The following is a 24,498-nucleotide window of genomic DNA, read 5'->3' as shown; positions in this document are numbered from 1 at the left end:
GATGTCGCTCGCCGCGCCGTGCAGCACGCGCGCACGGTGCAAGCGGTGCATCGCGCTTCGGCTCAGTATCGATCTATGTCAAACGCCATTCTCGACCACCTCGCTTTTCCGAGCTTCAACGCTGCGGCGACGCATCGCTTCTATACGGAAGTGATGGGTCTGCGGCTTGTGCGCGCCTCGAGCGGCGTGAGTGCGCAGTGGCACCGGCCGTACTTGTTGTTTTCGTACGAGCTCGGCAATGGGACGACGTTGGGGTTTTTCGAGTTCGAGGGCATTGAACGCCCCGAATCGGATGATTTGCCACGCGATATCCGGCACGTCGGACTCAGCGTTCCGAGCGCGGCGGACTTTGATCAATGGCTCGCGAAACTCGATCGATGTGGCGTCGAGTATGCGATTGAACGGCATGTCGATGGCCGACACGCCTTCTTTTGCGATCCGAACGGGGTGATGTTCGAGATCACGGTGGCGGCGGCCGAAGCAACGGCCAGCAAACGCGCGCCGACGCCTCAAAAAGTCATCGAGCAATGGATCGATGAACGCAAGCAACGCCAGGGGGCGTGATCGGCCAGGCGGCCTGATCCGTCGCGTGTTTTGCGGTGTCGACTCACGCCGTAGCTGGATACACGCAGCTGCGTCGACATCACGCTGAACGCTACCCGCGGGACGTCGCGGTCGAAAAACTTTGACGCCTTGTGCGGCATTCGCTTACGCGGTGCCGCCTCGCGCTGCACGATGCCTGATGCATCGCGCCGAGCGCGGCCTATTGCTGCCTGTCGCGGCTTAGCGCGAATTCCAGCCGTTCTTGTCGTACGTGCGGATACGGTCTTCCAGATCGTAGATATCGCGCGACGAGGCGAGCAGCGCTTCACGGCGCTTGCGTTCAGCCTTTTCGAACCAGGCGTTGAGCAGGACGAGGAACGGTGCAAACATGGCCTTTCTCCGGTTGAGGAGTCTTCCGGGGCATCCCTCAAGACTCCGGTCATTCCCGTAAGGGAAATCCCTAATGACTATCGTTAAGTCGAAGTATAGAGAGATTGGTGCAGCGCATGATGAATTCGCGGCATGCTTTGCATAGCCGTTCGGAATGATATGTTCCGGTGAATCGATGCCCGAATCGAAGCGGCGCGAGTGAATTTATTTTTTTACTTTAAAAACAAAGATTTATTTTAAATTCACTCGCCAATTCCGTTCGACTTCGCACCAGGTTGTGCGCCACGACCGCACTTTCGGGCCGTGCGGATCGATCACGGTGCAGCGCATCAGATCGTCTTAGCGGGCCAGCGCGTCCGTCTGCGTTGCGCAGGCGCCACATTCCTCGCCCGCGATCAGGCCGCTCCCGTCGGCGAGACCTTCAAGAATCGGGCAATCGGGTCGGCCGTCGCCATGACAGGTCGACGCGAGGTGCGCGAGCGCATCGCGCATGGACGCCATCTCGGCGATTCGCCGGTTCAGATCATCGACATGTGACAGCGCAATCGCCTTGACCTCGGCGCTCGCACGCTCGCGGTCCTGCCAGAGGCCGAGCAGTCGCCGCACATCCTCGATCCCAAACCCGAGATGCCGGGCCTGCCGGATAAAGCGCAAATGATGGAGATCGTCCTCTCGATAGATCCGATACCCCGCTTCCGTGCGTGACGTCGGATCCACGAGCCCGATGCTTTCGTAGTAGCGGATCATCTTGGCGCTCAAGCCAACCGCCTTCGCCGCTTGTCCGATATTCATGTGACCGCTCCTCAATCGTTCCGGCGCTGCCTTGCCTCGCCTCGCCTTCGCCCCACTTGAAGCCCCCAAGCGGCCACTTGAGAGGCCATCACACGCGCAGCCCAAAGGACCACGCGCAATGCAAAGCCCAAAGACCGCTCAATGACCGCGCGCGGGCCGCCATCTCCGCAACCACAAGGCATTGACGACGACGCAGACGCTGCTCGCCGCCATCGCCCCGCCCGCGACAACCGGCGTCAGGAGCCCGAACACGGCCAACGGAATGCCGACCACGTTGTAGATAAAGGCCCAGAACAGGTTTTGCCGGATCTTGCTATACGTGCGACGCGAGATATCCAGTGCGTCCGCGACACGCGACAAATCGCCGCGCATCAGCGTGATGCCGGCCGCATGCATCGCGACATCGGTACCGCTCGCGAGTGCAATACCCACGTCGGCCGCGGCCAGCGCAGGGGCATCGTTGATGCCGTCCCCGACCATCGCGGTGACCGCCCCGCCCGTGCGCGCCTCGACCACGCGCGCCGCCTTATGAGCGGGCAAGAGTTCCGCTTCGACGTGATCGATGCCCAGGGCGTCAGCAATCCGGGCGGCGGCCGGCGCGTTATCGCCGGTCAGCATCGCGCAACGCACGCCGAGACGGTGCAAGCGACCGATCGCGTCGAGCGCGCTCGGTCGGATCGTATCGGCGAACGCGAACCAGCCAAGCACGCGCGGCAACGGCGCGGTTTCGGCAAGCCACGACACCGTGTGCCCGTCGTCCTGATGCATGTGCACGGCTTCGACAAGCGACGGCGACAACGGAATATGCGCATCCTGAAGCGCCTGCCGGTTGCCGAACACGAGACTGCGTTCGCCGACGTTCGCCGCGACCCCGCGGCCCGCAAGGGCACGCACCTGAGAGGCCGCCTGGTCCGACGGCTGAGCCGCATAATCCTCGGCGGCATCGATCACGGCCCGAGCAAGCGGATGGCTGCTGCCGCGCTGCACTTCCGCTGCGAGAGACAGCAGTTCGCCGCGCGTGATGTTCGCCACGCGATCGAAGCCGATCACACGCGGACGACCGACCGTCAACGTGCCCGTCTTGTCGAAACCAACCCAGTTGACGCGGTGCGCGAGCTCGAGCGCGTTTGCATCCTTGATCAGGATCCCGAACCGTGCCGCCACGCCGGTACCCGACATGATCGCCACCGGCGTGGCGAGTCCGAGTGCGCACGGACATGCGATCACCAGCACCGACACCGCACGGATAATCGCAACCGGCCAGCCCGCGCCGGCCCACACCCAACCGACCAGCGTGACGAGCGCAATGCCAATCACAACCGGCACGAACACCGCGGCGACCCGATCGACGAGACGCTGGATCGGCGCCTTCGCCGTCTGCGCGTCCTCAACCAGTCGAATGATTTTTTCGAGCGCCGTCTGAGCGCCGACCGCATCGACGCGCACGCGCAGCAGCGATTCGCCATTGATCGAACCGCCGGTCAGCCGGTCGCCCGGCCGCTTCTCGACCGGCACGCTTTCTCCGGTCAGCATCGATTCATCGACGGCGCCTGCGCCCGACTCGACGCGTCCGTCGACGGGAATGCGTTGCCCCGGCAGGACAATCGCGAGATCGCCGACGCGCACCTCAGCGAGCGCAATATCCGCCTCTTCGCCATGACGCACGACGCGCGCATGCGAAGGACGCAGCGCCTGGAGCGCCCGAATGGCCGCGGCCGTCTGCCGCCGCGCACGCCGTTCGAGCCATTTGCCGAACAGCACGAGCGTGATCACGATCGCCGAGGCTTCGAAATACAAGGCCGGCATCGCACTTCCACTGGCGCTGAGCCACTCGACCACGCTAAGCCCGTAGGCCGCCGACGTGCCGAGTGCAACCAGCAGATCCATATTGCCCGAGCCCGCGCGCAGCGCACCCCACCCGGCCCGATAGAAACGCGCGCCGAGCCAGAACTGAACCGGTGTGGCCAGCGCGAACTGCAGCCATGCCGGCCACATCGCATGGATACCGAACAGTTCCGCACCCATGGGAATCGCGAGCGGCAACGACAGAATGGCGGCGATCAGCACGCGGATGGCTTCGCGCCGCTCGCCTTCGGCACGCTCGGTTTCCGCTTCGTCCGCTTTACCCTCGGCGGGCGTATGGGTATCGACACGCGCTTCGTAACCCGCCTTGCCGATCACGGCGAGCAGCGTGTTGACCGGCACGCCGGCCTCGAATTCAACGCGGGCGCGCTCGGTGGCGAGGTTGACGCTCGCGGCGCTGACGCCGGGCGTTTTCTTGAGCACGCGCTCGACCCGTGCGACGCACGACGCACACGTCATACCATCGACGACGAGATCGACGGTCTCACGCGCCACGGGCGCGGTCGTACGCGGGGGTTGGAGGGTTTCACTGCTCATGACCAATTCCTGCCTGGTATTGCTGGATGTGAGGCGATCGTACACGTTCCCATGATGGGAAGGTCAACGCTCATTTTTACAGCAATTCGGCGGAGTGTTCAGCTCAGCGCCCGGTCAATCCCAGTTGATATCGATGCCGAGCACGTAGCGGCGCCCGTCACGTTCGGCGGCGATGGCCATCGTGACGCACATATAGTTGCCGCTGATCGACAGATAGGGGAACGTGGCGATGATCTTGCCCGGCGAAGCCATCGCTTCGCGGAAGTACGCACGGCTTTCCCAGTTCGCCCCGCTCTCCTCATCGAGCGGCAGGAACCGCGCAACGTGAACACCACGCGAATAGACGTGGCCAAATTGCATACCATCCTGATCGACGTTGTAGCAACGCACGGCCGCTTCATGATCGAGCATGACTGCAGCGATCTCGGACTCGGGTGCGCGTTGCAGGAACAGATCGACCGCCCGCAGAAGCGCCGTGCGATGCGGCGCGAGACTCGCTTCACGCAAGCCATTGCGACGCGTGTGCTCGGCCGTCGTCTCCGCGCGCATGATCTCGAGACGCGGCAGCACGCGTTCAAGTCGCGTCACTTCCGGCGATGGCATACCAAAGAAGAAACCTTGCGCGAGGTCCGAGCCCGCGTCGAGTGCGATCGACGCTTCGACCGCCGTCTCGATGCCTTCCGCGACGACGAGCGTACCGATCTCATGCAGCATCGAAATCATCGTCGGCAACACGCGGCGGATCGCACGATCCTGCGTGGCTTTCACGATCAGCCGCCGATCGAGCTTGATCAGATCGGGCTTCAGATCGAGCACACGATCGAGATTCGAATGGCCGGCGCCGAAGTCATCGAGCGCAATCACAAAGCCAAAACCGCGCAGCTCGGCAATCGCGCGCTCGAGCTGACCAGGCAGATCGGGGCGATCGAGCGGCGTTTCGAGCAGTTCGACGACGATCTGTCGCGGTGCGAGATTGTGAGCACCTGTCCGGCCCACGAGCGCCTGCGCAAAGTCAGGCTCGACGATCGACTCGGGACGCACGTTCAGAAACAGCCAGTCGCGCCCGGACGACAACCGCGCGAACGTGGGGATATGAATCTTCTGGCATGCCGTGTCGAGCCGCACGAGCTCGCCGACATGGGCAGCACGCTGAAACAGCTCATAGGGACTGACCGCGCGTCCGTCCTGCGCGAGCGAAGCGCGCACGAGCGCTTCGTACCCGACCACACGCTGATGAATCAGCCCGACGATCGGCTGGAAGGCCGTCTCGAGCCGAAACTCATCCCCGTGCGTGCCGAGCGATATACCGGCCGAATGCCGTAGTACGCCCGTCATGTCGATGCGCTCTCCTGTTGTCCCTGTTGTCCCGGATCTTGGCGACGGATCAACGATCCACGCGACTTCTTATATCAACGGCAATCATGCGCGTTCCTTTAGCATTCACGATGAACGCTTAACGAACCCTGAAAGAAGGGCTTGAGTTTGCCACAATGGCAAGGTTCACAATATTCGTTGTCTGCTGTTTGAACGATTTATTCGGATTGGTTAAGGAGTTAAACGATGGTCGCGATGGTCGAATTGAAGGTTGAAGGGATGAGCTGCCAGCATTGCGTGGCGTCGGTCACGAAAGCAGTACAGGCGCTCGATCAAAAGGCATCGGTCAGGGTCGAATTGTCCAATGGGCATGTGTCGGTAGATACATCGGCGTCGCGCGAGGCACTCGCCGCAGCGATCGAAGATGCTGGCTACACCGTGCTCGCATGAGTAGCCGCACTGACTTGCCGGAGGAATCCGGATTCGCAAGACGATTGCGTGTGGCGGTGCTCGGCGCATCCGGGCTGCTCGGACGGGAGGTGTTCACCGAACTCGCGCAAGACGGACGGTTCGACGTGACAGGCACGGCGTTCAGCCGCACGCGCGCGGGCCTGGTGTCGCTGGATCTGACCGATGCCGACGCGGTAGAGCAATTCTTCGATGCGTATCGCCCGGACGCGGTGGTGCTCGCCGCGGCTGAACGACGCCCGGACGTCTGTGAGAAGACGCCGGAACGCGCGCATGCACTCAACGTCGGTGCGGTCGGGACGGTCGCACGCATCGCACGCCGCCATGGCAGCTGGATGCTGTCGATCTCGACCGACTATGTGTTCGACGGCAGCGCCGCGCCCTATCGTCCCGATGCACAGCCCAACCCGCTCAATGCATACGGTCGCGGCAAGCTCGAAGGCGAGCACGCACTTGCATCCCTTAACCCGGATGCGTGCGTATTGCGACTGCCCTTGTTATACGGACCACTCGAGGCCATCGACGAATCCGCCGCGACGAGTTTCATCCCGGCACTTCGGGCAGCCAGTGCGGCGCAACCGGCTGTGATTGACGACTGGGCGATTCGCTATCCGACGCTGACGACCGATGTGGCCGTTGTGATCCGCCAGTTGCTCGAGCGCGTGATCGACGGCATGCCCGTGCGCGGCATTCATCATTGGTCCGGCGGCGAAGCGATGACGAAGTACGACATTGCCCTCGCCCTGGCGTCGCGCCTGAGCCTCGACCCCACGCATATCATCGCGCAGTCCACGCCCGCAGACGCAACGCCAAGACCCTACGACTGCCACCTCGACAGTGCGTCGCTCGAGTTGCACGGCATCGGGCAACGCACACCGTTCGCCATCGGTCTCGAGCGCGTTCTTGAAGGGTTGCAACAACAGGTCGACTGATCGGCGTAGACGGAATGAGGGACATGCGCGGGCAGTTCGTGCAAGCCGCAACGGGCGGAGGCTGCGATAGTGCGACTCGAAATCGCCCTCTCGGAGCCGACGCCGTTCGGTCCGCCATCGCTCATGCCCGGATTTATACCCAGCCCTACCGACACACGCGGCACCCTTCGCGCTTCGTCCGCCCGACTCGCCCGGCACACGTGCAGTCAGTGCCGGAGCAACGCATCGAATGAGCCGCTACGCCCGATACTTCCGGTCGATCCCGGAACGCGATGCCTGATTGACTGGGACGCGCGGGAGAACCGGCTCGTCAATGTCTCGCTCTGCGGGCTGTCAGACAAAAACGGCAATCGGCTCGTGCACCATGCCGAGTTTCAGGCAAGTGCCGTCGTCAGAGAATGGTCGAGTAAGACTTTCAGGGCGCCGGACAAAGCGACCATCATTCGCGCGCTCATCAAGCATTCGGATCTTGATGCCGTCAATTGCTACGGACAGAACCCGCTGCATACGCATGCGCTCTACAGCGTACGCACAGCCAATTTTGCGTTCTTTGATGCGCTGTACGTGTTGCGCCCCGATCGTCTTGCGGATCTGCTCAGGGCGCGTGATCACGACGGCAATACCGTCCTGAATGCAGCGTCGTCGTGGACTGTCGATGAAGACGCCTGTCTGAACTTCGATCTTGGGCTCGTGCGCCTCCTGACCGGTCCGTTCGCACACATTGACACGAACATTCGCGACGCTTTGCGATGCACCGCGATCGTTCCGAACGATCTCGCGATGACGCCACTCAAGCAGTACATGTCCCTGATCGCCACCCCCGCGGATATTCATGCGGGTTACCTGGAATGGCTGATGGATGCGGGCGCCGACCCGCACACGACCGACAATTGCGGTCGTACCTTACTGCACGTCTTTGCGGAAACGAGTACCCATGCGGTCGATTTATCTTCATTGTCCCGACGCGCCATCGAAGCGGGTGTTCACCCTGCGCAGCTCGACGATTTCGGTCAAACCGCACTGCATAGTGCGGCGTCCAATGAATGGTGTTCGGCAGAACTGATCCAACTACTTGTCCGGCATTGCACCGGCTTCGACCCCTTCACCTTGAAAAACTGCGATGGCCATACGCCAATAGCCGTTGCGAAAGCGTGCGGGTATCACCGCGTTGCGCACCTGATTGCCTCGGCGTGTATGCCGAAGACGTCGGCCTGACACCCTTTGCGACACGATGGAAGCGGATATCCGTTCTTCGTGCCGTACATGAAGAGCGAGAGCCTTGAACGAATCGCAACGATATAGTCGCAGCAGGCGTAGGCCGTCGCCTCAATGAAAATTTCGACTTCGTGTCGCGAGCTGCCCGAGCAGCGGCGTGTGATCGACCAGCCGCTGCGCAATCAGGTTGGTCACTTCGCCTTCTCGCTGCCAGGTGCCGAATACGCCGAGCAACTGGGCACTGAGTACCTCCTTGCGCTGGCGCTCGATCAATCCGGGCCAGATGATCACGTTGATCGAACCGGTCTCGTCTTCGAGCGAAATAAAGATCGTCCCGCTGGCAGTGTCGGGACGTTGACGTACCGTCACGATGCCACATGCGCGCGCAAGCCTGCCGTTCGGATAGGTCGATAACTCGTCAGCCGTCTTGAAGCGCAGCGATGCAAGATGATTCCTCAGCAGCGACATCGGATGACGGTTCAGCGTGAGCCCGATGCTTGCATAGTCATCGACGATTTCACGCCCCTCTTTCGCATGGGGCAACACCAGCGGCGCTTCGTCGATCGGCGCATCACGCAGCAGTTTCGTTGTCCCTTGTTGAGCCGTCACGGCCCACCACGCTTGCCTGCGATGTCCGGCCAATGCCTTAAGCGCATCGGCCGCGGCGAGCGCTTCGAGCTCGAGCCGCGACAAGGCCGCGCGCCGCGCAAGATCGTCGACATTGATAAACGGTGCACGCTGTCGTGCGGCCATGATGCGTTCAGCCGCGACTTGCGAGAAGCCCTTGACCAGATTGAGCCCGAGCCGCACCGCAGGCCCCTGCTCGCCAAATGTCTTCGCGAGGTTCCAATAGCGGCGCACGCTGCGCCTGGGCAAACGATCGGCAACCGGCAACGCAAACGGTGTCGTCCCCGGACGGCGGTAATCGAAATCCGGCTGGGGTCCATGACAGGTGTCGGCAAACGCAGCCGCCTGCGCACGCGCTCGCGTTGGCGCATCGTCGACGACTTCGAAGCTCGCTTCCCAGTCGCTCGTCGTCACATCGGGCGGCAATACCGTCACGCCATGACGCCGCGCATCCTGCACGAGTTGCGACGGCGAATAAAAACCGAGCGGCTGGCTATTGAGCAGCGCAGCCAGGAACGCCGCGGGCTCATGTCGCTTGATCCACGCGCTGTGATAGCACAGCAATGCAAAACTCGCCGCATGGCTCTCCGGAAAACCGTAGTCGCCAAACCCTTCGATCTGTTTGCAAATCCGTTCGGCAAAGGAACGCTCATAGCCATGACTGAGCATGCCTTCCATCAGCTCGTCCTGATACTGATCGAGATGCCCCTTGCGCTTCCATGCCGCCATTGCGCGACGCAGGCCATCGGCCTTTTCAGCCGAGAACCCTGCCGCCAGCATCGACAGATGCATGACCTGCTCCTGAAACACAGGCACACCAAGCGTGCGTTCGAGCGCCGGTTTCACTTCGTCCTTCGGATAGTCGACACGTTCGAGTCCCTGCCGGCGACGCAGATACGGATGCACCATCCCGCCCTGAATCGGTCCCGGACGCACGATGGCCACCTGAACCACAAGGTCGTAATACGTCTGCGGACGCAAACGCGGCAGCATGCCCTGCTGCGCGCGCGATTCGATCTGGAACACACCCGTCGTATCCGCATGCGAACACATCTCGTACGTGTCGAGATCTTCGACCGGAATATCCTGCTGCCGGAACTCGGGCAATCCGCGCCGCAGCGCGACAAACTCGAGCGCGCGCCGGATGGCCGACAGCATGCCGAGCGCAAGCACATCCATCTTGAGCAGACCCAGCGCTTCGATATCGTCCTTGTCCCACTGGATCACGTTGCGCTCTTCCATCGCCGCGTTCTCGATCGGCACGAGACGCGAGAGCTTGTCGCGCGCGATGACAAAGCCGCCGACGTGCTGCGACAAATGCCTCGGAAAACCGCGCAAGGCGCCGGCCAGCTCGGCCAGATGCCGCGTGACGGGCGAACCGGGATCGAAGCCCGCTTCAGCGAGGCGATCGGGCATCTCCGCCGTGCCGTCCCACCATTGATGCGTTTGTGCGATCCGCTCAACGAGTTGCGCGTCGAGACCGAGCGCCTTGCCGACATCGCGCAACGCACTGCGCGTGCGATAGCTCGCAAGCGACGCCGCGAGTGCGGCGCGATGCCGGCCATATTTCTCGTAGATATGCTGGATCACTTCCTCGCGCCGCTGATGCTCGAAGTCGACGTCGATATCGGGCGGCTCCTTGCGCGCACGCGAGATAAAGCGCTCGACGAGCATCGACATGCTGACCGGGTCAATCTCCGTGATACCAAGGCAGTAACAGATCACCGAGTTCGCTGCCGACCCGCGGCCCTGACACAGGATCTTGCGCTCTTTGGCGAACGCGACGATCTCATGGACCGTCAGGAAATACGGCTCATAGCCGAGTTCCGCGACAAGCGCGAGTTCGTGTTCAATCTGCTTCGAACGCTTGGGCGTCAGGCCGTCGGGCCAGCGTACCTTCGTGCCTTCCATAACAAGATCGCGCAGATGTTGCGCAGGCGTCTTGCCGGGTGGCACAAGCTCATCGGGATATTCGTAGCGCAGCTCATTGAGCGAGAAGTGGCAACGCGAGGCAATCGTCTGCGTCGCCGCGAGCAGATCGGGCGGATACAGCTCGACGAGCCGCTCGAGCGGGCGCAGATGCCGCTCGCCGTTCGCCTCGAGTGCAAAGCCGCATTCGTGCAGCGGCGTATTCAGGCGAATCGCAGTCAGCGTGTCCTGCAGCCGCTTGCGTGAGCGCACATGCATCAGCGCGCCGCCGGCCGCGACCAGCGGCACACTCGTCAGCGTCGAGATCGTGCGCAGCGTTTGCAGACGCATCGCGTCCTCGCCCGTCTGCCAGGCTTCGAAACCGATCCAGCATCGGCCGGGCGCCCAGCTTGCGAGCCAGTGCGCGCGGTCGAGCACCTCGGATGCATCGTCGTCCGGCGAAGGCACGAGCAGCACCAGGCAATCGGGCAGACCCGCCAGATGGGCATACTCGCCCGACGGCGCGACGAAATCACCGGGCTCGAGCCAGTAGCGGCCTTTCTCCGTACGCATACGCGCACATGTGATCAGCTCGGAAAGGTTACCGTAGCCGTTACGATTGACCGCCAATACGACCAGCGTGCACCACGGATTGCCCGCAGCATCGACGACGCGCAGCTCGCTGCCGATCAGCAACTTGATCGGCTGCTCGCGTGCGGCCACGTGCGCACGCACGACACCCGAGAGCGAGCATTCGTCCGTCAGCGCGAGCGCGGTATAGCCGAGCTGGACCGCGCGCTCGATGAGCTCGTCCGGATGCGACGCGCCGCGCAGGAACGAATAGTTCGACAGGCAATGGAGTTCGGCGTACTGCATCGTATATCTGCTCAGTACGTCCGCTTAATGCGTTCGCCTGGTATGTGCGCTCATACAGCGAACACCGCAGCAGCAAAGGTCTGCGGGCGCGACGGATACGCCTTCTCCACTGAAGCGCGTCAGCTTCTTCACAGGACTCATCCGAACACCCCATGCAGGTACCAGACCGGTCCATCGTGTTCGCTGCTGGCCACGCGTTCGCGGTAGACCCAGTACAGCGTCGCATCGTCGGCGCTCACGACAAAGTAATCGCGCGTGGCGCCCTGACCATCCCACCATCCGGCTTCGATGCATTCGGGTCCGGACACGATCTGCATCATGCTTCGGTAGTACGGCAAGCCCTGCCGCGTCGCAAGTTTCAACGGCTCGGGCAGTAACCAGATCGGCCGCGGAGACACCGGAGCGAGCGGCATCACCAGACCATGCGGCCCATCGAGCCGGCCATTGAGCCGCCGGCGTTTGCCTGATGAGGTCGAGGGGCCCATGCCCTTCTTCGGAGGTGGCGCAGGAACGTGTGCAGCCGAACGTGTCGCGACATTAGCCGCGGCGCTGACCGGGGTCTTGCTCGTGTTACCTGTTCCGCGGGTGGCTGCGTTGATGCTCGACGTCGCTGATGCTCCACGTCGAAGCGCCACTTCCTGCTCAATCGCGCGCTGAGCCGCAAAACGACGCTCTGCGCCACGCCGCGCCTTCGCGGCTTTCGCTGTCTGCGCCGTTTTCGATGTCGCGCCAATCGCATAAGGCGCGCGCGTCATCGCCGACTCGGGTCGATGATCAGCCTGCAGCGCGACCTCGCGAACCTTCTCGGCACCCAGCCTCGCAACCAGCCGCTCAAGCAGGCGCGCCATCGCTTCATTCCCCGCTTCACCACCTGCTTCGAGCGGAAACAGCGTGTCGGTCGGCGCCTCGTAGTCGCTGACCTCGTCGGCGCTCAGATGAAGCTCGATGACCGGCGCGATCAGCTCGGTGCGCTGCAGCTTCTCGCGGCTCATCAGCACGAGATGCTCGAGATCGCGGGCCGGCGTCGACCATGCAATCGTGAGCATCGATGCACGCGGATCGCCCAGCCGTGCGGTCTCATGCACGAGCCTCAACGTGAAGCGGCTTACCCCCGAATGCCGCGCCGTCAACCAACCCACGAGCTGTTGAAGCAACCGGCGTACGGCAAACAACAAGGCTTCGGCCTGCTCGACCCGCGCCATGAGTTCGAGCCTCGCTTCGAAGATGGCGGGCGGCTCGAAATACTGACGCGGATCCGGTGCTTCGCCATACGTCTGCGCAAGCGTATCGAGCAACCCACGTCCGAAGCGCCGCGTGATGCCGCCACGCGGCAAACGACGCACCGCGCCCAATGTGTCGCAACCGATCTGCGAAAGACCATCAAGATGCGCGGCGGCCGCCGGCAGCAACATCACGGGAATGCCGTCGAGCGTGGGCGAGAGCCGGATGGGTTTGACGACACGCGGTGCGCGCCGGCCATACACACCGGCTTGTGCAAACAGCCACGCGGCCCACGGCGTCGGCGCACAGGAAAGCACGGCCCGATGCCCGCTCGCATCGAGCGTGGCCACCAGCCGGTGCCATAGCGCGCGCAATCCACCGAACAAACGCAGGCTCGCCGTCACATCGAGCAGGATCGTATGTGCGCCGGCCAGCACGACCTGCGGCGTATAGACACACAGCGCGAGCGCGACCGCTTCGAACGCACGAAGCTCGCGAGCCGGGTCAGGGTTCAGGCATTCAAGGTTCGGCGCGAGCGCAAGTGCATGCGATCGCGCGAAACCGCGACGCACACCAAGCGCATGCGCCTGTGCGTCGGCCAATGCGACGCGAGCGCGCTCGAGCAGCGCATAGGGACGACCCACCGCACCGCCCTCCTCTTGTCCATCAGACCACAGAGGTCGTACCGCTTCGAGTGGCAGCAGCGGCAGGTGCACCGCGATCCACACCATGATCGATCTCCGCAACGTCAGGACTTTCAGGAATATCAGCGACAAACGGGGCAACGCGCACCGGCAAGGTCACCCATAACGGCACAGCCATCGCAGGCCCGCGGCGCTTGACGATATCGATGCGCAGACCCGCGCGTTCGAGACCATCGGCTGCGGCCGTTCGGACATGCATGGACTCGTGGGCTCGCAGTGGGCTCTGTGCTTGACCTTGCTGCTGACCCTGCGTTTGCCCTGGCTGCTGACCGCGTTGTTGCCTCTGCTGTTGGCCTCGCCGCTGTCCCCACTCGCTTGCCCGGTTCGCGACCTCGCTCACCGACTGCAGCCATGCGCCGCGCACATCGGCGGGCTCGTACTTCAGCCGTAGCGGCGCCGGCGACGATTGCGCGGCCGCCGTGGCCGGACGCATCAGAAACGCGAGCGCACTGCCGTCCTGCGCGAGCACCTGAAGCCGGCGCAGCGCAGCGGGCTGCGCACGGGGCAGCCAGAGCATGACGGCGCCCACCCCATCGTGACGCAGCGCCTGCTCCGCCGCCCAGAGCGCATCGGCATTGTGCGCATCGACCCAGACGAGCTTGTCGAGCGCGATGCCCGCAGCCGCGAGCGCCGGTGCGTAAGGCACATAAGGCGGGGAAATCAGCACGGCATGCCGCGGTGCAAGCGGGTGCGCGGTCAGTTCGGCCAGTGCTGGCGCGAGCAAGCGCATTTCGCCGCATCCGGGGCGTGCGCTGAGCAGCTCGGTCAACGCCGCACGCGGCCAGCCGCCATCGGGCAATTGCGCATCGAGCAGCGCATGTCCGCTCGACACACTGCCGCGCGCCGCATGGCCGAGCTCATTGCCGCGCCAGACCTGGCGCGCCAGATGAGCGGGCAACTCAGGCCCCGCACGCACCGCGGCAATGTGAACAGACATCGACAAACCCCGTTTTCAAAGACGGCAAAGGGTCCGGCCCGCCCGGAGGCTGGCAACGGACCGCTTTGCACATACTGTGTATTTATACAGTATTTTCCAGGAAAGCGAGAGGGGAAAAATTCGGGGTTGAGAGGAGGTAAATTTGTCCGTTAACGCATATGAATGCCCTTGCGGCACCTGAACAGTCACGCTATGAACATCGAACACGAATCACAGCCGAACGACGAACACGTTGCTGTCAGTCGGCTCTTGTCAAAGATCCTCCGGCATGAGCCGGAGATGGTTGGCATCCAACTCGACTCACAGGGATGGGTGTCCATCGACGAGCTTCTGCTCGCAATCGAGCGAGCCGCGAGCACGCCTGGTGCTTCGAAAAAGCTGAGAACACTGCCGCCGATCACGACGGAACTCGTGCTCGCCGTCGTCGCGAGCAGCGACAAGCAGCGGTTTTCGCTTTCGCCGGATCAAAAGCGAATACGCGCAGCGCAGGGTCACTCCGTAGAGGTGGACCTTGGATACTCACCGACCCAACCGCCTGCGGTTCTGTATCACGGCACTGCCTTGAAAAACTGGGAGAGCATCTCTCGCGAGGGTTTGAATCCGGGGAGCAGGCACGCGGTTCATCTCAGCGTGGACGTGGAGACAGCCACTCGTGTGGGCGCTCGTCATGGGGAACCACTTGTGCTCGTTGTCGACGCTGCACGGATGTATGCCGATGGGTATGCGTTCTTTTGTTCGGATAACGGCGTGTGGCTCACCGAGAGAGTGCCGGCGACGTATCTCGAACGACATGGGACGATTACCGGACAAGCCGTCGTCTGAATGTCAGACTCGCGCGAAGCACGAATGACATTTCTTGGCCAATTGAGGACCGCCGACGACCGTCGGAAATCGACCCGTTGCTGCCTGTCGAGCTGCCTGCCCTTCAAGGGCAGGCATCAAAAGCAGAACGGTCATTCCTTACCCTCGACGAAGGAGAAGTAGTGGGCCTAAACAGGCAATGAGTGACCGACGAGTTCAGACGGCCGTTCACCGATCCAGACTCACCTGCTGCGCGGATCTCGCCAAATGGCAAGTCCATCCTTGTCAGGTGGCGAGGATCGGATTGCGCTCAGTTCTCTTACAGTGCCGTTAAAATAGCTGTTCCTTCGAGCGTACGGAGACCACCCTTGATTTTTCTTTCGCACAACTACAACGATAAACCCATTGTCGAACAGTTTGCTCTTCAACTTCGCCAAGTGTTTCCACAAGATGAGATTTTTTATGATTCTTGGTCGATTCAGCCGGGCGACGGAATTATTGAGAAGATGAATCAGGGCTTGGCAGATTGCAAGCTGTTCCTGCTCTTTGTGTCAAGGAATAGCTTGGCAAGCAAGATGGTCGAGCTTGAGTGGCAAAACGCCATTGTCAAAGCGACGCAGGGCAAGACAAAGATCGTCCCAGTAAAAATTGACGATTGTATGATGCCGCCGATTCTATTGCAGACTTTGTATATTGACTTGTTCGGTCAGGGCTTTGAAGTGGCTCTTCGCCAAGTCCTGGATGTCGCACAGGGCAACAATACATTCAAAGCTGGCCCTCAAGAGTTCTCGAATATCCGCGCATACGCATATGAAAAAGGCGGGAGCGTATTTGTGGAATGCCGAGCGGCGCACTTCCTTGAACCGATGTCTCACTATTTGATCGTGGTGGACAATGAGCAAGCTGATCTACAGTTCGAAATTACCTCCGACATAATGTGTACGTCCGGGTTCAATGCTGGCATCCCGTTGAATAACGGGGCAAAGATCAATGCACAGCTTATGGGAGTCGATAGGGCTACTACCCCGAAGTTTCCTGTTGTGGTGAAAGTGACGCCAACGGAAGGGAAAGTGGCACGCGTTCAAGGTGTAATGCACAAGACCGGGCCGAATGAATTCAAATTCGTGCCGTTCGCGTTTGGCCCAGCACCGGCTTAATATTGTGAAAAAATCTTCAGCGGTCTCCTCATTGGAGGCCTAAAGTCGGCAAAGGCCGACAAGCTTCCTCCGGCCATCCGGCAGGTGCTAAGGTAGACCGGCCATCTGAATGGCAGTTGTCTGTTTTTCCTGAACGGCAACTATTGGCCGCGCACGGTCCGATGGCGATTGTCGCTACGCGACCCATATCGGTCGGTCAGCCCATCGCAAACCAAGCGTCGCGTTCGAAGGCACAGCAGTCACTCGGGACGGATATCGATGTAGGCAGGCGATCGGCCGTTGCGGCAATCTTTTCGGGATTCCTTGTTTCTGTGCGTTCGGACGGTTTGAGGTATCGAAACCGGACTTGTTTCGATTGAACGTCTCTGCAGATGTTTCCGGTGACGGCGCAGTATGGCGCGTGACTGACAGAAACAAAATTTTTGGGCTAGCCCCTGTGGTTACAGCGTGACGTTGTCGATATAGCGCATATGAGTTTCTGTGCATCAACTTAACGTCGGCAAACGCGCTATGCAGGACGAGGATATGGATAAGCTACAACAGATTTTCAAATTTCTAACTCAAAACCGTCATTGGAACGCGGCATTTCAAATGACCGAGTATCAAAGAGCTCTGTCGCACTGGGAGAATCCTAAGGCGCGCATTAACGCGTTATTGCATATGGTGGCCCATACTCAGTCTTCCCCGAACCTCGAAACGCTTGCAAAATTTTGGCAACACATCGAAGCCGCACCTTGGAACTCAAGACCGCCGTCTTTGATCGAGCTAACGGAATACATTGAACAAAAAAGCCAACTAGTGGTTATCAATGCCGAGCCATGGGATCGATTGTTTCGTGCGCTCTCAAACGTTGCTGGATGGGGGCCAAAAACCGCTGCACTTTTTGTTGTCAACGGCACTCCGGAATTGATACAGCGACTTCCGGCATCGGCACTTTAGATTTGATACACCGATTTGTGGTGTTATTGCGGTGCCGGCCGCGCTCAGTGGGCGTCGTCCTCCTTTGGCACAGCCGATCTCTTCGAGACCAACCCGGCCCGTCGTTTCTCGCGTAGCCGGTAGCTCTCCCCTTGGATGGCCACGACGTGAGCGTGATGCAAGAGCCGATCAAGCATCGCGGCAGTCAGCGTTGCGTCGTCGGCGAACGTCTGATCCCATTGCCCGAACGGAAGGTTGCTGGTCACGATCAGACTGCCGCGCTCGTATCGTTTGGCAATCACCTGGAAGAACAGGTTGGCTTGCTCGCGACTCATGGGCAGGTATCCGATCTCATCGATGATCAACAGTCGGTACGGATTCACGAATCGTTTGAGCGCGTCGCCGAGCTGATTTTGTCGATGCGCCGTTGTCAATATCATCAGCAGATCCGCCGCCGTGATGAAGCGCACCTTGATGCCCGCCTGCGTCGCGGCATAGCCCAGTGCCATCGCGATGTGCGTTTTGCCCGTGCCGCTCGGTCCGAGCAATACGACGTTCTCGTTGCGCTCCAGGAAGGCAAGGCTCGACAGCTCTTGAACCTGCGATCTCGGCACGCCGCTAGCGATGGCGAAGTCGAAGCCATCCAGAGTCTTGATCGCCGGGAAGCCTGCCAGGCGTGCGAACGTCGCTCGCTGCCGCACGAGCCGCGCCGTGTGCTCGGCCTTCAACACCGACTCCAGGAACTCGGTCAGGTTGATCTCGTCGGCGATGGCCTTCTGAGCCAAATGCGGCAGCACGTCAGCGACCGTCGAGAGCTTGAGTTGGGCACATAGCTGCGCCACACGTTCATGTGCGACGTTCATGCGGCAACCCGAATCAACTGGTCATACACCGACAGCGGGTGCTGCAGCGGAGAGAGCCAGTCGTGGAATCGCTCACGCAACTCTTGCCCGCTCGCCGGCGTCGTTGCTGGCAACAAGGCCGGATACGGCGGCGGCAGACTCTGCAATGCCTTCTGCTCCACAAGCAACTGTTCGCCCGGCTTGAGCTTGGTTGTCCCATGTACCCGCATGTGTGCGACCTCGCGCAGCCAGCGCCACACTTGAGTGTTGGCTGTCGTCACGTCTAGCTCAACACTCGCCGCCTTGAACTGAGCGGCCAACGGTACGTAGAAACTGCGGCGCAAATAGCCGTTCATCCGTTCGACTTTGCCCTTGGTCTTGGCGCGGTACGGCTGACACAGCTCGGGTTGGAACCCATAGTGCCGAGCAAAGTCGAGAAACCCAGGTTGGAAGCGATGCTGCTTCGGACCATATGCGTCTCGCTCAACTACGACAGTCTTCATATTGTCGTAGAGCCCTCGCCGAGGCACGCCGCCGAACCAATCGAAACAATTGGCATGGCACGTCAGCAAAGTATCGAGTCGCATGTCGGAAACGAACTCGACGTACGCCGCGCGGCTGTAGCCGAGAGTGGCGACGAACGCGAACAGGTTCGCACCTTTGCGCCTGCGGAACTCGACCCAATCCACCTGCATTTGATCGCCTGCAGCAGTTTCGAATCGCACGAGCGGATCGGGTGGTTGCGCGGGGCGCAGCGTAGCCACGAATTTGCGCACGACCCGCTCGCCGCCGCCAAACCCCATCGCCTGAATCTCGCGCCACAGGACTGTCGCCGGAATCCACTCGGGTGCCGCTGCCGCTACGCGTTCTCGTAGATAGGCTTCGTACGGAACCAGTATCGACTCACGTGGCGTCGTTGCAGGCCGAAACGTCGGCGCGTCCTGCGCCGCCAAGTACTTCCTCACCGTGTTGACTGAGCAGCCAACCTCACAAGCTATGGCGCGAAGGCTCTTGCCCTGTTTGTGCAATATCTTGATCTGCATGTATCCCTCGTACGAGACCATCGCCGCTCAAAGCGGCCATTATCCCTTCGTCGAGGTGTATCAATTCCTCAGTGCCGACTGTGTATCAATTTACCAGTGCCGCTGACATTGTGAAGTGCGTTATAAATCTTCATCGTTTTGAACTCAGAGAGCTTCACTTTTTGCGCGATGAGACGGTAGCCCAGACGCTCGGGGTAAAAGATCGCATTTATCTCCCCGTGGATGCGGTGATCAAGCGCATCTCTAAGGAAATCCCGTTGGCCGGCTTGGGTAATAGCTTTGACTCTGTCAACAAGGCTCTGCAAAAAGCGAATTACGCGTCAGCGGACATGCTGGTTTGGGATGACCTTTGGTTTTGGGGCTTCTTCTCGCAGAACTCCAGCAGTGTCGACAGGCCACTGGGATGGAATGAGGCGCGTTTTTGGGGGCAGCTTTCCACGCCCAAAGCCAACGTTCGCGAAATCAAACGAACATGCGAGAAATTCTTGAGGTTGCTGGACCAGCCCGGCGCTTCGATGACGCAAACGCGTTCTTAACCGACAGTTTTTGGTTTCTCGGCTCATATACTTTGCAGAGTCGTGACATGAACCCTTGCTAACATACTTTCGTAGACATGAAATTCGAATTTCAATCGCGGTGGAAAGAAGCACTATTCTGTTCTTGTCCGTCCGGCAAATTCGTTCTTGAGATGCCGATGGGCGTACCGTCGGTTTATCTACCTACAGAATTGGCATGGGCGACCGTGGCACCTAAATGGGCTCGCCGATATTGGAGAACAGTTCAAGCGCAACTCGCTGAATGGTGCGAAATTCACGGCTTCCCGCTGTACATCGACAGTACTGCACAGGTTTTCAACCTTTGACGCGTCACTTTCATCGGTGGCTACGGCTCTGGGATCAAACACGAATAGTCGGATCGTGAACGGCGGCTCCTTGCCGATCACTTCCCGAGGTCGCATGACTCAATCCGACCCTCGACTGCCTTTAGCGCGTAGCCCCGGTATAGGCTGCTTATAGCGGCTTTAGTGGCCTTTCGCCTGCGGTCCGATCTGCGCCCTGCGTTTCAGCGATGCTCCTGGCAGCATAGCGCTACGGTAACGATATTCAAGCCTCCCAAAAGATGCTTGCGACGATATCCTTTCTTACATCCGCAGTAATATAAGCATCTACGTTGAGGCAGCTAACCAATAATCTTGTTAGTTGAATGTATACTTTGATATTTTCTCCGGAAGATGTAGAGCCGTATAAAATGTTTTCCACCACGGCGTCCACGCTGTCTCTACCGGATTGCAAGCCGATCTCAAGGGTTTTTATCGTTTCCATTTCGACATTTGATATTTTTCCGAATTCTTTTTGAATGTCGCCAAGCAGTTCTTGCGCTGCGCCGTACGCAGATTGGTATTCGAACTCCTTCTCCCTAAGCATTTCCATTACAAATCTAACCGCTAAAGCCCTTCTCACAGGAAGCGGCACTCCGGCACGCGCCTTGGCGACTAAAGATGAAATTTGGTTAAGTATATGAGGCAATCTAGACTGATGAGCAAATTCGGTCATTTTCCTGCGAATTGCTTTGACAAACTCATCTGCCTCAGCGAGAAGCCCCGTTGTTAAAATGAAAACCTCGCGCCACCGGGCGTCTAATAAATGCTTCTCCACCAACATCATTGGTGATTCGCGATTCGTGTTTTCAGTGATGTTCCGCGCCGTAAAAAATTCTTGAAACGTTAAATGCGAGAAAGAATAGACGTGAAATGCTCGCTCCACGAGAAGTCCGTGTTGCGCTTCGATTTCCTTCAGAACTTCGGCGGCATCATAATCGAACTCCTCTCCGTCCTTAGGTGACTTCAAATTCTTCATAAATGAAGAAATTTCGACCTCTAATTCCGTTTGACGGAAGAAATAGCGACCTTCCGAGAAGGTTTTTGACGCTATTCGGCCGAGCAGCAATTCTTTTTTGGCGAGGGATAAATTTTTGTAAACGGTATTTCTGCGAATTGCACGAGAAGAGTCCCATTTTTTCAACAGGGCATCGAGAGCTTCCTTATAAAGCTCAGCGCGATTGGCCGGGAAGCTCATTGCTTCGTCGAACGCAAGACACATCAACGTTAGAAGCAGAGGCGTTGCGCATAAACTTGCGATAGACTTATTTTTTTCTAACTTTAATTCAGAAAGAAACATCGTAGCCTTTCTAGGCTCACCGGAAAACCAATTTGATACGAAGTTCACGACTTCAGCGCGACTAAAATCTGCGAGTTCGACATCTCTGAAATCTTGAAAGACGTAGCTATAAGCGGCAGTGCGGCAACTCATGACAATCTTGATTTTCGGGTATTTTTCAGAAATATTCCGAATTTGTTTTATGGCCTCATCGAGTTTTCCACTAATTTCATCATAGCCGTCTAGCAACAAAAGAACTTTCCCTTCATTGAGTAGCTGTTGGACGAATTTTGTAGGTTCTTCGAACGCACAAATTTTAAACTCATCGTATATCGACTCGAGAATCGACACATTGGAATCATTCCAATCTTTCAACGATATGAAGACCGGCACGCGAGGAGTAGAGAATTTGTGCGGATCCCAGGATGAAAGCGCCAGCCATTTCAGGAAAGTAGTTTTTCCACCCCCGGGTTTACCCAAAACGATGAGGCGATCCTCCCTTTGCGCAACATCCACCCCAGGCTCTGTTTTCTGCACTACTCCAAAACTGTTTTGATCGCGATTAAAAAAATTCTCTAGCTCGTCGGCGGTGAGCCGATGAGATGAGCTTATCTTTTTGAGGACGTTTACTCGAACGTAGATGTTGCGAATTGGTACGGGACTCGCCATCCCTATAATTCGCATCGAATTGTGCCGACGTTCAACTGATTCAACGTAGCTTTTTGCTTCTAGTCCAAATGGGTCATGCTGCTCATACTTCCCCTGAATCCAGGTGGGGACTTTTTTTGTTGCGGACCAAAGCTCCTTAAACACGCCACTGACAACCGCTTTTCCTATCTCTATCACTGCTTCATCGAGTTTCTGATCGCCTGTGATCGTCATGTTCGAACCCACGTAGAAATAGTTTTCAATTGACTTTTATAGCCAATGATCTTTTCGAGCGTCTTAGCGGTGTACGTCAGCCGTCGGATCGACGCGATCTCCGGCAGATAGCGCCGTTCGATGTTGCCACAAGTGGTCTCCGATATCGCCACTCGTTGCTTGGCCGGTGCAGGATTTCGGTGGGTTCAGGGGCCGGGACAGGGAGTTGACCGAACATTGCAACGTCCGGTCAACCCTGTGGCCGACTGGCCGAAAGTGGACGGACTGGCTTCTCGCGCTAACGTGGTTAAGTTGCGCCTATGAACGCGTTTTGCAGTCGCATCTAAATAGCCGCGGCATGATGAACAAAGCCGATCATGATGACGCAAGACAACCATCGCGGGACTACTGGGATTGGCTCGACGTAGGTACGTAGTAGGCAAGAACACGTTGCTTTGACAGTTGCCACGCAACCTGCCATTGGTCTTGAGGCAGCACCGGAGGAGATACGCATTTGCCGCCCTGCGCGCAAGCGATGCGTTCCAGTCCATATGCTTCAGGCCAATGGCTATCGTAGGGGTGGCTGTCTTTAGACTTGGTCGCGAAGTCGATGCCCTGTTGCACAGCATCTTTCACCTGGTCCGGGTGCTCTTTCATCAGCGCTGTCATTTGCTTGATCGAGTCCGCGCCGGCAATGATGAACGGCCTCTTGAAAAAGCCTTCGTTCTGTACGATTTCAGCGCGTCCCGATTCTGTTCCGAATCGCAACGCGTCGTACCATCCGAGAACCTGATTCATGACGATGATTGAGAGTGCCTTCTCCACACCCTCCCTCGGCACGTAGTACGCACCCAAAATGTCGAGATTTTCTAGTGGGGTGAACTTAAGGGGCGAGCTTTCAAATTGCGTCAGCACAGCATCCACTGCGGACCGCGATTGAATGTCTCCTGCTTTCGCATCTCGTAGCAATTGTGCAGTGTGCGCGCGTCTTGTTTGCCAGACGGCGGAAGTCGGCTCAGGAGGTGTCGGCGCAGACACTCCGGGAGAGCTATTGTCCGCCGGAGCACCATCCGCGAATACCGAGCCCACAGACAGAAAACCAAAATAAATCAGTGCCCCAACTTTTAGACTAAATCTCATTTTTTATATAAACGTCAGCGAGTTGTAATTGTTTTGTGATGAATTGAAGCCAGTATAGGCACCCTCTCTTCTTCTGAGAATAAGCATATCCCCACTATTGAGTCGGGCGCGTAAAAACTTAGCCGGGGTAAGATCTTTAAACGATACCAAGTCTCAAAGCCGATGCGAACCTTTAACCGGGCAAGTGCAGCGCCAGCCCTTGACGGACCGTCGTTGACGATACCTCCGCAACCACAAATAGCGCCCTACTCGCCCCCATCAGGTCTAAGTCTTCTAATTGCGGCAGCAGCCTCCCGAATCCCATTCGGCGACTCCCCATACCGCTCCCGAATCGCCCGACTAAAATGCGCCTGACTAGAAAAACCCCACCGAAAAGCAATCTCGCCAATCGTCGCCCTCGCATACAACGGATTCACAAGATCCTCATGCGCACGCGCGAGACGCTGCGCCCAGATATATGCAGACACAGTTTGACCATCGACCGCAAACACCCGACTCAGATGGCGCAATGAAACACCCACCGCGTCCGCAACAGCCTGCGGCGTAAGCTCAGCCTCACCAAGACGACTCGCGATGTACTGACGAGCCGTGAGCAGATACGACATCGAAGAACGCGAGTGGCTCGCACCATGAATCTCGCAGTCGACCATCGCCTCGAGTAACGAGCCGGCGCGGTCGACGAACTCATCCTGGTTCGCCGTAACCGGGTCTCTAAAGTACACATCAAGCGTGGCATTCAATGTCGTCCCGAGCATGTCACCCACACCCGGACGACGCCCGATCTTGAGCGGCAAGCGAGCAAGGTCAAGCCCCACACGGTCGCCGAACGCAGCGACAGGTATATCGATCAGAAACTGCCGCATCTCAGTGAGAAACCCATACAGATACGGATACCGCGTGTCGTAGACGATGGTCTCGCCAGCATCAACAAGCGTGCATTGCTGATGCTGGATGAAGTACGCCGAACCGCGAACGACCTGACACGCGAACACCGATTCTTTCGGATACTTCCGCACAAGCGCCTGGCTGCGTTCAATGACGTGGTCATTGCCGCTGATGTCCGCGAGGCAAAGATCGCGCAGCGCAATGTTGGTTGTCGTGGCCTGTAGCCCATCCTGCGAGAGCGACGAGCATCGCAACCCTACCAACGCCGATGCGTTGTAGGCATCCCAGTACTCAAGGCGTTTCGCCACGGGAATATCCGCAGTCGAGCCGAACGTGCGCGTAAAAACGTTCGATGCCGTCACGATGTC

21 protein-coding genes are annotated in these 24,498 nt (G+C 59.0%); 8 read left to right on the top strand and 13 right to left on the bottom strand.

The window, feature by feature from the left end:
• Positions 1-75 precede the first annotated feature (75 nt).
• Entirely contained in the window at positions 76-564 is a 489-nt protein-coding gene (locus ACMFWR_RS08080) for a VOC family protein (protein WP_413194476.1), read from the top strand.
• Between the two features lie 219 nt (positions 565-783).
• Here ACMFWR_RS08080 and ACMFWR_RS08075 read toward each other — a convergent pair whose 3' ends face one another.
• The 4 genes from ACMFWR_RS08075 to ACMFWR_RS08060 all read right to left on the bottom strand — a co-directional run bounded on the left by ACMFWR_RS08075 (position 784) and on the right by ACMFWR_RS08060 (position 5,460).
• Positions 784-933, bottom strand: a complete 150-nt coding sequence (locus tag ACMFWR_RS08075) for a DUF3563 family protein (RefSeq protein WP_413194475.1) — start codon at positions 931-933, stop codon at positions 784-786.
• A 339-nt stretch (positions 934-1,272) separates the two neighbouring features.
• Complete coding sequence (gene cueR / locus ACMFWR_RS08070; RefSeq protein WP_413194474.1) at positions 1,273-1,725, bottom strand: Cu(I)-responsive transcriptional regulator; 453 nt, start codon at positions 1,723-1,725, stop codon at positions 1,273-1,275.
• A gap of 138 nt (positions 1,726-1,863) precedes the next feature.
• On the bottom strand, positions 1,864-4,125 hold the full coding sequence (locus ACMFWR_RS08065; RefSeq protein ID WP_413194473.1) for a heavy metal translocating P-type ATPase: 2,262 nt from the start codon (positions 4,123-4,125) through the stop codon (positions 1,864-1,866).
• 114 nt (positions 4,126-4,239) lie between these two features.
• The gene (locus ACMFWR_RS08060; protein ID WP_413194472.1) at positions 4,240-5,460 is read right to left on the bottom strand and encodes an EAL domain-containing protein; all 1,221 of its coding nucleotides are present in this window, start codon (positions 5,458-5,460) and stop codon (positions 4,240-4,242) included.
• A 225-nt stretch (positions 5,461-5,685) separates the two neighbouring features.
• Here ACMFWR_RS08060 and ACMFWR_RS08055 point away from each other — a divergent pair, with 225 nt between their 5' ends.
• Together ACMFWR_RS08055 and ACMFWR_RS08050 are read left to right on the top strand one after the other, a co-directional pair.
• Complete coding sequence (locus tag ACMFWR_RS08055) at positions 5,686-5,889, top strand: heavy-metal-associated domain-containing protein (protein ID WP_413194471.1); 204 nt, start codon at positions 5,686-5,688, stop codon at positions 5,887-5,889.
• Complete coding sequence (locus tag ACMFWR_RS08050; protein ID WP_413194470.1) at positions 5,886-6,839, top strand: dTDP-4-dehydrorhamnose reductase family protein; 954 nt, start codon at positions 5,886-5,888, stop codon at positions 6,837-6,839. The genes ACMFWR_RS08055 and ACMFWR_RS08050 overlap by 4 nt, the downstream gene beginning before the upstream one ends.
• A 333-nt stretch (positions 6,840-7,172) precedes the next feature.
• Here the strand turns inward: ACMFWR_RS08050 and ACMFWR_RS08045 are convergent, their stop codons facing one another.
• The gene (locus ACMFWR_RS08045; protein ID WP_413194469.1) at positions 7,173-7,673 is read right to left on the bottom strand and encodes a hypothetical protein; all 501 of its coding nucleotides are present in this window, start codon (positions 7,671-7,673) and stop codon (positions 7,173-7,175) included.
• Between ACMFWR_RS08045 and ACMFWR_RS08040 the strand changes: the two genes are divergently transcribed.
• Positions 7,641-8,054, top strand: a complete 414-nt coding sequence (locus ACMFWR_RS08040; RefSeq protein ID WP_413194468.1) for an ankyrin repeat domain-containing protein — start codon at positions 7,641-7,643, stop codon at positions 8,052-8,054. The genes ACMFWR_RS08045 and ACMFWR_RS08040 overlap by 33 nt on opposite strands.
• A gap of 111 nt (positions 8,055-8,165) precedes the next feature.
• On the opposite strand, the gene ACMFWR_RS08035 is transcribed toward ACMFWR_RS08040, so the two are convergent.
• The 3 genes from ACMFWR_RS08035 to imuA form a co-directional block, all read right to left on the bottom strand.
• Positions 8,166-11,465 carry an error-prone DNA polymerase gene (locus tag ACMFWR_RS08035; protein ID WP_413194467.1) on the bottom strand — a complete coding sequence of 1,100 codons (3,300 nt, stop codon included), beginning with the start codon at positions 11,463-11,465 and terminating at the stop codon, positions 8,166-8,168.
• Positions 11,466-11,602: 137 nt separating this feature from the next.
• Positions 11,603-13,417, bottom strand: a complete 1,815-nt coding sequence (locus ACMFWR_RS08030; RefSeq protein WP_413194466.1) for a DNA polymerase Y family protein — start codon at positions 13,415-13,417, stop codon at positions 11,603-11,605.
• The gene (gene imuA, locus ACMFWR_RS08025; protein WP_413194465.1) at positions 13,353-14,327 is read right to left on the bottom strand and encodes a translesion DNA synthesis-associated protein ImuA; all 975 of its coding nucleotides are present in this window, start codon (positions 14,325-14,327) and stop codon (positions 13,353-13,355) included. Before imuA ends, ACMFWR_RS08030 begins: the two co-directional genes overlap by 65 nt.
• 279 nt (positions 14,328-14,606) lie before the next feature.
• On the opposite strand from imuA, the gene ACMFWR_RS08020 reads away from it, so the two are divergent.
• The 3 genes from ACMFWR_RS08020 (at position 14,607) to ACMFWR_RS08010 (ending at position 17,224) form a co-directional block, all read left to right on the top strand.
• The gene (locus ACMFWR_RS08020) at positions 14,607-15,149 is read left to right on the top strand and encodes an RNA 2'-phosphotransferase (RefSeq protein ID WP_413194464.1); all 543 of its coding nucleotides are present in this window, start codon (positions 14,607-14,609) and stop codon (positions 15,147-15,149) included.
• A 347-nt stretch (positions 15,150-15,496) separates the two neighbouring features.
• Positions 15,497-16,285, top strand: coding sequence for a toll/interleukin-1 receptor domain-containing protein (locus ACMFWR_RS08015; RefSeq protein ID WP_413194463.1), 789 nt, complete (start codon positions 15,497-15,499; stop codon positions 16,283-16,285).
• Between the two features lie 525 nt (positions 16,286-16,810).
• Positions 16,811-17,224, top strand: coding sequence for a hypothetical protein (locus ACMFWR_RS08010; RefSeq protein ID WP_413194462.1), 414 nt, complete (start codon positions 16,811-16,813; stop codon positions 17,222-17,224).
• A gap of 44 nt (positions 17,225-17,268) precedes the next feature.
• Here ACMFWR_RS08010 and istB read toward each other — a convergent pair whose 3' ends face one another.
• Both istB and istA read right to left on the bottom strand, forming a co-directional pair.
• Entirely contained in the window at positions 17,269-18,066 is a 798-nt protein-coding gene (gene istB / locus ACMFWR_RS08005; protein ID WP_413193416.1) for an IS21-like element helper ATPase IstB, read from the bottom strand.
• Positions 18,063-19,088 carry an IS21 family transposase gene (gene istA, locus ACMFWR_RS08000; protein ID WP_413193415.1) on the bottom strand — a complete coding sequence of 342 codons (1,026 nt, stop codon included), beginning with the start codon at positions 19,086-19,088 and terminating at the stop codon, positions 18,063-18,065. The genes istB and istA overlap by 4 nt, the downstream gene beginning before the upstream one ends.
• 80 nt (positions 19,089-19,168) lie before the next feature.
• On the opposite strand from istA, the gene ACMFWR_RS07995 reads away from it, so the two are divergent.
• Entirely contained in the window at positions 19,169-19,624 is a 456-nt protein-coding gene (locus ACMFWR_RS07995; protein WP_413194461.1) for a hypothetical protein, read from the top strand.
• A 567-nt stretch (positions 19,625-20,191) separates the two neighbouring features.
• Here ACMFWR_RS07995 and ACMFWR_RS07990 read toward each other — a convergent pair.
• The 3 genes from ACMFWR_RS07990 to ACMFWR_RS07980 form a co-directional block, all read right to left on the bottom strand.
• On the bottom strand, positions 20,192-22,126 hold the full coding sequence (locus tag ACMFWR_RS07990; RefSeq protein WP_413194460.1) for an NACHT domain-containing protein: 1,935 nt from the start codon (positions 22,124-22,126) through the stop codon (positions 20,192-20,194).
• A 384-nt stretch (positions 22,127-22,510) separates the two neighbouring features.
• Positions 22,511-23,029 carry a hypothetical protein gene (locus tag ACMFWR_RS07985; RefSeq protein ID WP_413194459.1) on the bottom strand — a complete coding sequence of 173 codons (519 nt, stop codon included), beginning with the start codon at positions 23,027-23,029 and terminating at the stop codon, positions 22,511-22,513.
• A 461-nt stretch (positions 23,030-23,490) separates the two neighbouring features.
• Complete coding sequence (locus ACMFWR_RS07980) at positions 23,491-24,492, bottom strand: helix-turn-helix domain-containing protein (protein WP_413194458.1); 1,002 nt, start codon at positions 24,490-24,492, stop codon at positions 23,491-23,493.
• Positions 24,493-24,498 lie beyond the last annotated feature (6 nt).

Source organism: Pararobbsia alpina (assembly GCF_965118125.1).
Lineage (GTDB): Bacteria > Pseudomonadota > Gammaproteobacteria > Burkholderiales > Burkholderiaceae > Pararobbsia > Pararobbsia alpina_A.
This window is presented reverse-complemented; position numbering and strand designations above follow the sequence as displayed.